Origin of the sequence: Mycobacterium sp. (genome assembly GCF_025933915.1) — a bacterium.
Classification (GTDB): domain Bacteria; phylum Actinomycetota; class Actinomycetes; order Mycobacteriales; family Mycobacteriaceae; genus Mycobacterium.
Map to the genome: position 1 here is coordinate 12659 of NZ_JAICZA010000006.1, position 12670 is coordinate 25328.

The 12670-nt window shown below is 64.9% G+C and carries 11 protein-coding genes; 7 read left to right on the forward strand and 4 right to left on the reverse strand.

The window, feature by feature from the left end:
* Positions 1-111 precede the first annotated feature (111 nt).
* The 4 genes from Q0W90_RS01665 to Q0W90_RS01680 are packed head-to-tail and all read left to right on the forward strand — an operon-like array spanning position 112 to position 3929.
* Positions 112-1143: a sulfate ABC transporter substrate-binding protein gene (locus Q0W90_RS01665; protein WP_297597406.1), complete on the forward strand. Its 1032-nt coding sequence runs from the start codon at positions 112-114 to the stop codon at positions 1141-1143.
* Complete coding sequence (cysT, locus tag Q0W90_RS01670) at positions 1140-2012, forward strand: sulfate ABC transporter permease subunit CysT (protein WP_297597405.1); 873 nt, start codon at positions 1140-1142, stop codon at positions 2010-2012. Before Q0W90_RS01665 ends, cysT begins: the two co-directional genes overlap by 4 nt.
* Complete coding sequence (cysW, locus tag Q0W90_RS01675) at positions 2009-2827, forward strand: sulfate ABC transporter permease subunit CysW (RefSeq protein ID WP_297597403.1); 819 nt, start codon at positions 2009-2011, stop codon at positions 2825-2827. Before cysT ends, cysW begins: the two co-directional genes overlap by 4 nt.
* 13 nt (positions 2828-2840) lie before the next feature.
* On the forward strand, positions 2841-3929 hold the full coding sequence (locus Q0W90_RS01680; RefSeq protein WP_297597402.1) for a sulfate ABC transporter ATP-binding protein: 1089 nt from the start codon (positions 2841-2843) through the stop codon (positions 3927-3929).
* Between the two features lie 28 nt (positions 3930-3957).
* Here the strand turns inward: Q0W90_RS01680 and Q0W90_RS01685 are convergent, their stop codons facing one another.
* The 3 genes from Q0W90_RS01685 to Q0W90_RS24490 all read right to left on the reverse strand — a co-directional run bounded on the left by Q0W90_RS01685 (position 3958) and on the right by Q0W90_RS24490 (position 6603).
* Entirely contained in the window at positions 3958-4701 is a 744-nt protein-coding gene (locus tag Q0W90_RS01685) for a phosphoadenylyl-sulfate reductase (protein ID WP_297700697.1), read from the reverse strand.
* The gene (locus Q0W90_RS01690) at positions 4698-6365 is read right to left on the reverse strand and encodes a nitrite/sulfite reductase (RefSeq protein WP_297597400.1); all 1668 of its coding nucleotides are present in this window, start codon (positions 6363-6365) and stop codon (positions 4698-4700) included. The genes Q0W90_RS01685 and Q0W90_RS01690 overlap by 4 nt, the downstream gene beginning before the upstream one ends.
* Positions 6366-6477: 112 nt before the next feature.
* Positions 6478-6603, reverse strand: a complete 126-nt coding sequence (locus Q0W90_RS24490; protein ID WP_366894395.1) for an Ms4527A family Cys-rich leader peptide — start codon at positions 6601-6603, stop codon at positions 6478-6480.
* Positions 6604-6877: 274 nt separating this feature from the next.
* Between Q0W90_RS24490 and hemW the strand changes: the two genes are divergently transcribed.
* Positions 6878-8050, forward strand: a complete 1173-nt coding sequence (gene hemW / locus Q0W90_RS01695; RefSeq protein ID WP_297772834.1) for a radical SAM family heme chaperone HemW — start codon at positions 6878-6880, stop codon at positions 8048-8050.
* A 17-nt stretch (positions 8051-8067) separates the two neighbouring features.
* Here the strand turns inward: hemW and Q0W90_RS01700 are convergent, their stop codons facing one another.
* A complete protein-coding gene (locus tag Q0W90_RS01700) occupies positions 8068-9303 on the reverse strand; it encodes a sodium-dependent bicarbonate transport family permease (RefSeq protein ID WP_297772836.1) in 1236 nt (411 codons plus the stop codon).
* A 683-nt stretch (positions 9304-9986) separates the two neighbouring features.
* Here Q0W90_RS01700 and Q0W90_RS01705 point away from each other — a divergent pair.
* A complete protein-coding gene (locus Q0W90_RS01705) occupies positions 9987-11339 on the forward strand; it encodes a salicylate synthase (protein WP_297700316.1) in 1353 nt (450 codons plus the stop codon).
* A gap of 167 nt (positions 11340-11506) precedes the next feature.
* Positions 11507-12523 carry an acyl-ACP desaturase gene (locus Q0W90_RS01710; protein ID WP_297700324.1) on the forward strand — a complete coding sequence of 339 codons (1017 nt, stop codon included), beginning with the start codon at positions 11507-11509 and terminating at the stop codon, positions 12521-12523.
* Positions 12524-12670 lie beyond the last annotated feature (147 nt).

Below are 12670 nucleotides of genomic sequence, written 5' to 3' on the forward strand. Positions count from 1 at the left end.
CCAACCCGTGTGCGGTCTGGTTCTGGAGTTCTCGAATTCTCCTGAAGTTCTAGTTGCCTTTCCGCAGAGACGGGACCGAGATCCGATAAGTTCCGCACCGGAAGGCCATCAATGGACATCAGGACCGCGTTGCACTGGCGGCCTGTTCTCGCCCTGGTTTCGATAGCCGGCATCCTCGCCGGGTGCGACGGCGGTGCCAGCGATGCGGTCGGTGGCGGTGGGCTGGCCAATGCGCATACCAGCATCACGCTCGTTGCCTACTCGGTCCCAGAACCCGGATGGAGCAAGGTAATTCCGGCGTTCAATGCCTCCGATGAAGGCAAGGACGTGCAGGTGGTGACTTCCTATGGGGCGTCCGGTGACCAATCCCGCGGTGTCGTCGACGGCAAGCCGGCCGACGTCGTGAACTTCTCCGTCGAACCCGACATCGCTCGATTGGTCAAGGCCGGCAAGGTTTCCAAGGACTGGAACACCGACGCCACCAAGGGGATCCCGTTCGGCTCGGTGGTCACGCTGATGGTGCGCAAGGGAAATCCGAAAAACATCAGGGATTGGGATGACCTGCTACGCCCCGGCATTGAGGTCGTCACGCCGAGCCCGTTGAGTTCGGGGTCGGCCAAGTGGAATCTGCTCGCGCCGTACGCCGCCAAGAGCGACGGGGGCGCCAACAGCGCGGCCGGTGTGGATTTCATCAAGAAGCTGGTGACCGAGCACGTCAAACTCCGTCCCGGATCGGGGCGCGAAGCCACCGACGTCTTCGTCCAGGGCAGCGGTGACGTGCTCATCAGCTACGAGAACGAGGCCATCGCCATCGAGCGGGCGGGCAAGGCGGTCGAACACGTCAACTTGGCGCAGACCTTCAAAATCGATAATCCGGTCGCGGTCGTCAACACCAGTCCCCACCTGGAGGCCGCCGTCGCCTTCAAGAACTTCCAGTACACGGCCGCGGCCCAAAAAGTCTGGGCGCAAGCCGGTTTCCGGCCGGTCGACCCGTCGGTCGCCGCGGATTTCCGAACCCAGTATCCGGTGCCGACGAAACTGTGGACCATCGCCGACCTCGGCGGCTGGAGCACCGCGGATCCGCAGCTGTTCGACAAGAACACCGGCAGCATCACCAAGATCTACACGCAGGCCACCGGATGACGGCCATCACGCCGGACCCGCTGGCAATCCGGCCCGAGCTCAGCGGTGACACCGGGCACGGGCCGCTGCCCGGGCACGGCCGTGGCCACGCCGCCCTGCGGGTCGGTGTGGCCACCGTGTGGCTGTCGGTGATCGTGTTGCTGCCGCTGACGGCGATCGCCTGGCAGTCCGCGGGCGGTGGCTGGCACGCGTTCTGGCTCGCGGTCACGTCGAACGCCGCGGTGGAGTCGTTCCGGGTGACCCTGACGATCTCAGCCGGTGTGACTGTGCTCAACCTGATTCTTGGCCTGGTGATCGCGTGGGTCCTGGTGCGCGACGACTTCGTCGGGAAGCGACTCGTCGACGCGATCATCGATCTACCGTTCGCGCTGCCGACCATCGTCGCCAGCCTGGTCATGCTGGCTCTGTACGGCAACAACAGCCCGGTGGGTCTTCACCTGCAGCACACCGCTTGGGGTGTCGCGGTGGCGTTGGCCTTCGTCACGTTGCCTTTCGTGGTCCGCGCGGTCCAGCCGGTGCTGCTGGAATTGGACCGCGACGTCGAGGAGGCGGCAGCGTCGCTGGGTGCCAGCGGTCCGAAGGTCTTCACCTCCGTGGTGCTGCCCGCGCTGCTGCCCGCGTTGTTGTCCGGTGCGGGACTGGCGTTTTCACGCGCGATCGGCGAGTTCGGGTCGGTGGTGCTGATCGGTGGCGCCGTGCCCGGCAAGACCGAAGTGTCGTCGCAGTGGATACGGACCTTGATCGAGAACGACGACCGCACCGGCGCCGCCGCAATTTCCATTGTGCTGTTGGCGATTTCGTTCGTGGTCCTGCTCATCTTGCGGATCGTGGGTGGGCGGGCGGCCAAACGTCAGGAGCTGGCCGCATGACGTCGTCGGTGGGAGTCCGCTATTCGCTGCGATTCATCGCGCTCGGATACATCTTCGTGTTGTTGGTCGTGCCGGTGACGTTGATCCTGTGGCGGACGTTTCGGCCCGGGTTCGGCCAGTTCTACGCCTGGGTGAGCACCCCCGCGGCGATATCGGCGCTGAACTTGACGCTGCTGGTGGTGGCCATCGTGGTCCCCCTCAACGTGGTGTTCGGTATTCCCACGGCACTGGTGCTCGCGCGCAACAGGTTTCGCGGTAAGGGGCTGCTCCAAGCGATCATCGATCTGCCGTTCGCGGTCTCGCCCGTCATCGTGGGCGTGGCGTTGGTCGTGTTGTGGGGCTCGGGCGGTGCGCTGGGGTTCGTCGAAAAAGACCTCGGGCTCAAGGTCATCTTCGGCCTGCCGGGCATCGTACTCGCCAGCATCTTCGTCACCCTGCCGTTCGTCGTGCGTGAAGTGGAGCCGGTGCTGCATGAGCTGGGAACCGACCAGGAGGAGGCGGCGGCAACGCTGGGTTCGGGTTGGTGGCAGACGTTTTGGCGGATCACGCTGCCGTCCATCCGGTGGGGCCTGACCTACGGCATCGTGTTGACCATCGCACGTACGCTGGGGGAATACGGTGCGGTGCTCGTGGTGTCGTCGAACCTGCCGGGGAAGTCGCAAACACTGACATTGCTTGTTTCAGACCGATACAACCGCGGTGTCGAGTACGGCGCCTACGCGCTGTCGACCTTGCTGATGGGGGTTGCGGTGCTGGTGCTGATTTTCCAGGTGGTTCTCGACGCCCGCCGCGCACGAGCGGCGAGACAGACCTGACGAGGAGGATGACGTGACGGACGCCGGTACCGGCCGGGGCGACCTCGCCATCATCGTGCGCGACGCGTACAAGCACTACGGTGATTTCGTCGCACTGGACCACGTGGACTTCGTCGTGCCCACCGGGTCGCTGACGGCGTTGTTGGGTCCCAGCGGTTCGGGCAAATCGACCCTGCTGCGTGCCATCGCCGGCCTCGACCAACCCGACAGCGGAACCGTCACGATCTACGGTCGCGACGTGACGCGGGTGCCCCCGCAGCGCCGCGGCATCGGGTTCGTCTTTCAGCACTACGCGGCGTTCAAGCACTTGACCGTCCGCGACAATGTCGCCTACGGGCTCAAGGTCCGCAAGCGGCCCAAAGCCGAGATCAAAGCCAAGGTCGACAACCTGCTTGAAGTGGTGGGACTGAGCGGTTTTCAGGGTCGCTATCCCAATCAGCTGTCCGGTGGTCAACGACAGCGGATGGCGCTGGCGCGAGCGCTGGCGGTCGACCCGCAGGTGCTACTGCTCGATGAGCCGTTCGGTGCGCTGGACGCCAAGGTGCGTGAGGATCTGCGGGCATGGTTGCGGCGCCTGCACGACGAGGTGCACGTGACCACGGTGCTGGTCACCCACGATCAGGCCGAGGCGTTGGATGTGGCCGACCGGATCGCGGTGCTGAACCACGGGCGTATCGAGCAGATCGGATCCCCGACCGACGTCTATGACGCCCCGGCGAACGCGTTCGTGATGTCGTTCCTCGGCGCGGTATCGACGCTGAACGGCGCCCTGGTGCGACCGCACGACATCCGGGTGGGTCGCAACCCCGACATGGCGATCGCCGGCGGTGACGGCACCGCGGAGTCCGTCGGGGTGGTCAGGGCCACGGTCGACCGGGTGGTAGCGCTGGGTTTCGAGGTGCGGGTCGAGTTGACCAGCGCCGCCACCGGCGGCTTCTTCACCGCGCAGATCACCCGGGGCGACGCCGAGGCACTGGCATTACGCGACGGTGACACCGTCTACGTGCGTGCCACCAGGGTTCCACCGATCGCCCCCGATGCGACGGATCCCGGTCGCGGCGGCGAGGCAGACCAGGATGAGAGCGCGCTGACGTCGGCGTGACGGTCGGTTCTCTATCGCGCGCCGGGTGTCACGAGGCGTGCAGCCCGCACTCCGTCTTGGAAAGCCCCTGCCAGCGTCCACTGCGCGGGTCGGCGCCCGCCAGGGGCTTGGCCGTGCACGGGGCGCAACCGATCGACGAATAGCCTTCGTAGATAAGCGGATTGACCAGCACACTGTGCTCTTCGATGTAGTTCTGCACATCCTCGTCGGTCCACGCCACCATCGGGTTGACCTTGACCAGCTTGAACCCCTCGTCGAAGCCGACCACCGGGGCGTTGGCGCGCGCGGCGGTTTCACCCCGGCGCAGCCCGGTCACCCACGCCGAGTATCCGCGCAGCGCCCTGCCCAGCGGTGCGACCTTACGCAGCCGGCAGCATTCACCGGGATCACGCGCGAAGAGGTCTTTGCCCAGCAGTTTGTCCTGCTCGGCGACGGTCTGCTCGGGAGTGACGTTGAGCACCCGGATGTCGTAAACGGACTCGATCGCATCCCGCGTACCGAGGGTCTCCGCGAAGTGGTAGCCGGTGTCCAAGAACACCACCGGGACGCCCGGGCGCACCTTGGCGGCCATATCGATCAACACGGCCTCCTGCATGCTGGAGGCCACCACGTAGTTGCAGGTGGCCCAACCGCGCGGCCCGTTGATCCCGCCGAACGTCTCGTCGGTCCAACGCAATACGTCGCTGGCGCTGGCGCCGCCGAGCTCGGCCGCGCCACGAGCGGCAAGCTCACGCAGTTCGGCTTCTGAAAATTTAGTTGTTGCTTCGCTCATCGCAAATCGTCCTCGTCCGCCCTCATGGCCCACTGTGCGAAACGTTCACCCTCGCCGCGATATTTCAGGAAGTTGCGGGCGAGCCGCTCGATGTAGTCGGTGAGTTCGTCGCTGGTGACCTTGTGCTGACGCAGTTTCCGGCCGAAGCCGCTGTCTTGGCCCAAGCTGCCGCCCAGGTGTACCTGGAAACCCTCGACCGAGCCGCCTGCTCCGTCGTCGACCATCTGGCCTTTCAAGCCGATATCGGCGACCTGGATACGTGCACACGAATTGGGGCAACCGTTGATGTTGACGGTGATCGGAACATCGAGCTGCAGGTTGATATCCGCGAGCCGACTTTCCAGCTCGGGCACCAAACTCTGCGCCTTGACCCGTGTTTCGGCGAATGACAACTTGCAGAACTCGATCCCCGTGCACGCCATCACATTCCGGCGCCAGTGCGACGGCTTTGACTGCAGGCCGAGCGCCTCCAGACCGGCGATCAGCTCGTCGAGCTTGTCGTCGGGTACGTCGAGAATCACCAGCTTCTGGTAGGGGGTCAACCGGATCCGGTCCGAGCCGACTCGCTCGGCGAGGTCGGCCACCGCGGTGAGGATGGTGCCCGACACCCGACCCGCGATCGAGGCGACGCCCACCGCGTTGAGCCCGTTCTTGAGCCGCTGCACACCGACGTGGTCGATCGGATGCGTGGCCGGCTCGGGCGCCGGGCCGTCGATCAGCGGCCGCTTGAGGTACTCGGTTTCGAGAACTTCGCGGAACTTGGCTACGCCCCAGTCCTTGATCAGGAACTTCAGCCGCGCCTTGGAGCGCAGCCGTCGGTAACCGTAGTCGCGGAAGATCGAGGTCGCCGCGTGCCACACCTCGGGCACCTCCTCGAGCGGCACCCAGGCGCCGAGCCGTTGGGCCAGCATCGGGTTGGTCGAAAGTCCGCCACCCACCCACAGGTCCAGCCCGGGACCATGCTCGGGGTGGTTGACGCCGATGAACGCGATGTCGTTGACCTCGTGCACCACATCTTGCAGACCCGAGATGGCCGTCTTGTACTTACGCGGCAGGTCGGCGAAGTCGGGCTGGCCGATGTAGCGGCGGGCGATCTCGTCGATCGCCCAGCTCGGGTCGAGCACCTCGTCGAGCGACTCACCGGCCAGCGGTGAGCCCAGGATCACGCGGGGGCAGTCGCCGCACGCCTCGGCTGTCTGCAGTCCGACCTCGGCCAGCCGCCGCCAGATTTCGGGGACGTTCTCCACCTCGACCCAGTGGTACTGCACGTTTTCTCGGTCGGTGATGTCGGCCGTGTCGCGGGCGAATTCGGTGGAAATCTGGCCTACGGTGCGCAGCGCGGCCGCCGAGAGCGCACCGCCGTCGCAACGCACCCGCATCATGAAATATCTGGCTTCGAGCAACTCGGCATTGTCGTCGCCGGTGAAGCTGCCGTCGTAGCCCTGCTCACGTTGGGTGTACAGGCCCCACCAGCGGAAGCGGCCGCGCAGATCACTCTTGTCGATGCTGTCGAAGCCGTTCTTGGCGTAGACGGTCTCGATGCGCTCGCGTACGTCCAGGGGGGCGCCGGCCTGCTTCATCTCTTCGTTCGGGTTCAGCGGCTCACGATTCCCCAGTGCCCATTGGCCCTCATTACGGGCCTTCGCGGGTCGGGCGGTGGTCATCGGAAGTTCTCCTTAAAAAGATCGCCAGCGCGGCCAGCACAGTTCACCGGTACTTTTGGGCGGCACGGAACCGTCAGCCAGCTGGAGACACAGTGGGGCTGGGTCTACCAAGTCAAGGCAGACAGATACAGCTGCAAACGCGCTTGAGATCGATGTGCCGTCGCGCCACGAGCACAACGTGCGGGCCGGGCCGGTCGACAGTCACGTCACCATTGTGCCACGGATGCTGACCGGCCACGCGAGCAGGTCAAATCTGGGCTCACGATGATTAAAAGTCCCGGACAAACGGGGGTGGGCGGCTCCTGCACATGCGGGTGGGACCATTCCCGGACACCGACCGCGTGGCAACGACGAGCCGCATGGCAACGACGAGCGTGTACTCAGCGCGAAAAAATGGCCCCGGAATTTCGCAGCGAATGCACGCTCGGCGCACAGGTACCTGGCGCCAGGGCTCGTCGGCGCGGGCCGGATCGGCGGCCTCGGGGCCCCTGTCGGCCGTGGGATCATTTGGCATGGCCATTCGCGAGGAGACGGTCGATCTGCCCGACATGCGGGTGATCGCCGGGCAGCCGTTTGGCATCTATGTGCACGTGCCGTTTTGCGTAACACGTTGCGGGTATTGCGATTTCAACACCTACACCCCGGCTGAGCTGGGGGGCGTCAATCCCGACGCCTGGCTGAGCGCGCTGGGGACGGAGCTGAAACTCGCGTCCACGCGGCTGCAAGCGCCGCCGGTGAACACCATGTTCGTCGGCGGTGGGACGCCCTCGCTGCTCGGCGGCGCCCGCCTGGTGAGGCTGCTGGACATGGTGCGCGAGCACTTTCCGCTGGCAGCAGATGCCGAGATCACCACCGAGGCCAACCCCGAGTCGGCCTGGCCCGACCTCTTCGACGCCATCCGAGCGGCCGGCTACACCCGGGTGTCACTGGGGATGCAATCGGTGGCACCACGGGTGTTGGGTGTCCTCGACCGCATTCACACACCGAACCGATCGGCTGCCGCCGCCCGCGAGGCGCTGGCCGCGGGATTCGAGCACGTCAGCCTGGATCTGATCTATGGAACGCCAGGGGAGTCCGACGACGATCTGCTGCGGTCGGTCGACACGGCCATCGCCACCGGCGTCGATCACGTCTCCGCCTATGCGCTGGTGGTCGAGGAAGGCACCGCCCTGGCGCGGCGAGTGCGGCGCGGTGAACTGGCCGCTCCCGACGACGACGTGCTGGCGCACCGCTATGAATTGGTCGACGCGCGACTCTCCGAGGCCGGCATGTCCTGGTACGAGGTTTCCAACTGGTCGCGCCCGGGTGGTGAATGCCGGCACAACCTCGGCTATTGGGACGGCGGACAGTGGTGGGGCGCGGGACCGGGTGCGCACGGGTACGTCGGCACCACCCGTTGGTGGAATGTCAAGCACCCCAACGCATATGCCGAGCGGCTGTCCGCGGCCGCGCTGCCGGTGGCGGGATTCGAGCGGCTCGGCGCCGAGACGTCACACACCGAAGACGTGCTGTTGAAAGTCCGTCTGCGCCAAGGGCTTCCGGTTGCCCTGTTGAGTTCCGAAGAGCGTGACCGCGCCGAGGGCGTCGTCGCCGACGGGTTGTTGGTAGCGGCCGGTGACAGGCTCGTCCTCACCCCGCGCGGACGGCTGCTGGCCGATGCCGTCGTGCGGACGCTCTTGGGGTAGCGGCCCGGTCCGCGCGATCAGAGCCCGAACAGATGCCGGACGATACGGGCGATCTCGATATAGAGCGGGATTCCGACGGTGACGTTGTAGGAGAACGTCAGACCCAGTGAGGCGGCCAGCGGCAACGTCGGGCTCGCCTCGGGAATCGCCAGGCGTTGGACCGCTGGGACGGCGATGTAGGACGCCGCGCCGCACAGGACCGCGAAGAGAACGTAGGTCCCCGGCTTGAAGTCGGCGTGGGTCAAGGCGGCGTAGCAGCAGGCGACGAAAATACCTAGTGTCGCAAAGACATTCGGCGCCACCAGGCCGAAGACGATGAATCCGGGGCCCGCCGAGCGGAGATCCTTCAACTTGCGTGACGCCGTCATCCCCATTTCGAGCAGGAACAAACACAGCACACCCTGGAACGCCATCACGAAGAACTTGTCGTCGTCCGCGACGACCTTCTGACCCTGCAGCCCACTGACGAGTCCGATGATGATCCCGCCCATCAGCAAGACAAGCCCGGGGTTGAGGAAGACTTCCTGCAACAGCTCGCGGGAGAAAATCGGCATCCGCTTGGCCTTCGGACCAGGCGGGCTCTCGTCGGGCTGCCAATGTTGCAGCTTTTCCATCGACAATTCGAGCTCTTGCTCGATGGCCCGCTCTTCTTGGCTCTCGAGGCTCTGGCCGCGCGGGGGGCGTGCGGCGGTGCCGGGACCGACACCGACCCTGACCGGTGGGGTGTAGCCGGACTCGTCGGGCATGTAGCCCGCGGAGTCCAGCCCTCGATGGCGCAGTCGGGCAACGAAATACAGCGCCACCAAGCAGCCCGGAATCTCCATCACCGCCAGCATCACCGGCATATACGCGTCGAACGCGATATTCACAGCGGCCAGAACGGCAACGCAGGTGGCGAAAGTCCCCGCCGAGTCCGACCCGTAGTAGCCGGCGACGGTCGCCATGTCGACCTTGCGCAGCGATTTCAGCCGGCTGAGCCCCAGGTAGGCCAGGCTTCCGATGAAGAAGTTCAGCACGAAGCCCAGCACCATGAATCCGACGATCGTCCCGACGCTGTTGGCGCTGACCTGGGCGAGCTCTTCTCCGCCGTGCCAGCCGATGGCCAGCAGCAGGTACATGGTCAACCCCTGATAGATCACGTAGGGGAATTCGAACCTCACCTTCAGGATGGGGATCAGAAACCCGAAGTAGAAGAACAGCAGAAGCGGCTTGAAGAGGTTGTGGGTGAAGTTGTGCCAGAACTCTTGCAGCATCGATGCCTCCGTTGTTTGGGCCCGTGATCTACGGGGAGCACCGTCCGCAAAGCGGAGCAACCACGAAACATCCCGACGATCGTCAAGAACGTAACGCCGCGCCTGTCGCCCTGCCACTCGGAAGCCAAGTCGCAACACCCGGCGTACCGGACTGTCCCACGGCGGGGAAAGGGCAGGTCAAAGCGATTTCGGTGGAACGGAATCCGTCCTTTGAAGGCCACGCGGATGGGGTGGGTTCGATGTGAATGTGCTGTACGTTTACTGTGCAGTCAATAGCGGATCGACGCGTACCAGCTAAGCGGGCCCGACCCCGGCTCCCTTTTTCCGGTGGGTCACCGACCCGCCAGGTAATCCAGCGGCTCCAGGGGCGGGCGGCGGTGCTAGGACGAAGTGTCGCGGCAAGAGGCCGTTTGTTGTGCAACCACGACGTAAACGGTTGGGAAACGTTTCGAGTGGCGAGCCTCACAGACGCCGGGGTGCCGCTCGCCCGCGGAAGCCGGCGGCGCACGGCCTAGCTGCGCGAACGGGACGGCCGGGCCGATGGTGTCGATGTGTTCCGACGAGTGGCCCCAGATCGGATCGGGCATTAACTCCGAGGGAGTTTTGGCTGAATGCACGAATCGGGGACAACTCGATGGGATCGGTTGCGCACAGCTACATAGGTTAGGCTACATTTACTAACCGTGACCGAGGTCAGCGTCGAGACAAGTCCCGCCGGCTCTGCGTCGCCGTCGATCCCCCTCCCCGTCCATATCGACCCGGCGGACCTGGCGGCCGAGCTGGCCGTGGTGCTGTCCGAGCGCGTCGGGGAGGAGTATCTGCTCTACGAGCGCGGCGGTGAATGGGTCCTGGCCACCGGTGTGCGCGCCATGATCGAGCTGGACAGCGACGAGCTGCGGGTGATCCGCGACGGCGTGATTCAACGTCAACAGTGGTCGGGGAGACCCGGGCCGGCGCTCGGTGAAGCCATCGACCGGCTGTTGTTGGAAACAGACCAACTCTTCGGCTGGATCGCCTTCGAATTCGGGGTCTACCGCTACGGGCTGCAGCAGCGCCTGGCACCGGGGACCCCGTTAGCCCGGGTGTTTTGGCCGCACGGTCGCATTGTGGTGTCCCGGGAGGCGGTCCGTCTGTTCGATACGTCGGCCGACCACCGTGACGTGGTGCTGGGCGTGCTCGGCGACGGTGTACCCGCTCTGCGCGACGCCTCGGCGGTCGACGTCGTCGCCGACCCCTCGGACTACCGCGATCGGGTGGCGTCGGCCGTGGGAGAGATCGCGGCGGGCCGCTACCACAAGGTGATCCTTTCCCGTTCTCTCGAGGTGCCGTTCGCGCTCGACTTCCCGTCCACCTACCGGCTGGCCCGTCGGCACAACACCCCCGTGCGGTCGTTTCTGCTGCGGCTGGGCGGAACTCGCGCGGTGGGCTACAGCCCCGAACTGGTCGCTGCGGTGTATCGCGACGGCGTCGTGGTGACCGAGCCGCTGGCGGGTACCCGCGCGCTTGGTCATGGTGAGCTGCGTGACCGCCAGGCTCGCGACGACCTGGAGTCAAACTCCAAAGAGATTGTTGAGCACGCGATTTCGGTGCGGAGCTCGCTGCGGGAGATGACCGAGATCGCCGAGCCCGGCACCGCGGTGGTCACCGATTTCATGACGGTGCGGGAACGGGGGAGTGTGCAGCACCTCGGATCCACGGTCAGCGGGCGCCTGGGTACGTCGAACGACCGGATGGATGCGCTGGAAGCGCTGTTCCCGGCGGTCACAGCGTCGGGCATTCCGAAGGCGGGCGGAGTCGAAGCGATCATGCGCCTCGACGAAGGACCACGTGGGCTGTATTCCGGTGCGGTCGTGATGATCTCAGCCGACGGCGGGTTGGATGCGGCGCTGACGCTGCGCGCGGCCTACGAGCGTGACGGTAAGACCTGGTTGCGGGCCGGTGCCGGCATCATCGAAGAGTCCACGCCCGAACGCGAATTCGAAGAGACGTGCGAGAAGCTGTCCACGCTCGCGCCGTATCTGATTGCGCGCCAGTAGCCGCCTGATCGCTTGCCGGCGCTTTGTCCGGCCGGCCCTCTATTCGCCTGGTCACAATTCGGCCGTAGGGACCTTCGGCCCTGTTTTGCGACGCCTGTGGCGTGGCATCTTTATGTAACCGCGTGACACAGACACATTGCGCGTTGCTGGCCGCCAGGGAGGGTTTCGTGTCCAAGGATCTGACTAATCTGCAGCTACTGCAGGAACTCGAGCCGGTGGTCGAGCGCCTGCTCAACCGCCACCTCTCGATGTTCAAGGAATGGAATCCGCACGATTACGTGCCCTGGTCGGACGGCAAAAACTTCTACGCACTGGACGGCCAGGATTGGGAGCCCGGGCAGACCCAGTTGCCCGACGTCGCGCAGGTGGCGATGGTCCAGAACCTGCTGACGGAGGACAATTTGCCGTCCTATCATCGCGAGATCGCGATGAACTTCAGCATGGACGGTCCGTGGGGGCAGTGGGTGAATCGGTGGACCTCGGAGGAGGCCCGACACAGCACCGCGTTGCGCGATTACCTCGTCGTCACCCGCACCGTCGATCCGGTGGAGTTGGAAAAGCTACGGCTCGAGCAAATGACCAGGGGCTTTAGCCCCGGCCAGAATCAGCAGGGCGAGATGTTTGCTGAGGGTCTGTTCGACTCGGTCATGTACGTCTCGTTCCAGGAATTGGCGACCCGTGTCTCGCACCGCAACACCGGCAAAGTCAGTAACGACTCCATCGCCGAGCAGTTGATGGCCAGGGTGTCGCACGACGAGAACCTGCACATGATCTTTTATCGGGATGTCAGCGCCGCGGGTCTGGACATTGCACCCAATCAAGCGATGAAGTCGGTGCATCGCATTCTGCGCAATTTCAAGATGCCGGGATTCACGGTGCCCGAGTTTCGGCGTAAGGCGGTCATCATTGCCGTCGGCGGTGTCTATGACCCGCGCATTCATCTCGACGAAGTGGTCATGCCGGTATTGAAGAAGTGGCGCATCTTTGAACGCGAAGACATTACCGGCGAGGCCGCCCGGATGCGCGACGACCTCGCGCTACTGGTCAAGGAACTCCAGGACGCCTCCGAAAAATTCGACGAATCCAAGCAGCGCTACCTCGAACGCGAGGCGCGTAGGACCGAGAAGATCACCGCCAGCAAAGTGCTTCAAACGAAGGGGACGCTGACCTTGAGCGGGCACTGAGTATGGTTATGCGGCTCTTCGCAAATGAGAGTGCACTGGTAGTCGGCGTAGGTCCGCGGTCGGGGGTCGTGTCGTTTCGATGAGGCGGCTTGGTGGGTTGAGCATTCGGGTTCCTACACTCGCCCACCAACGCGTCGGGTGACCCGT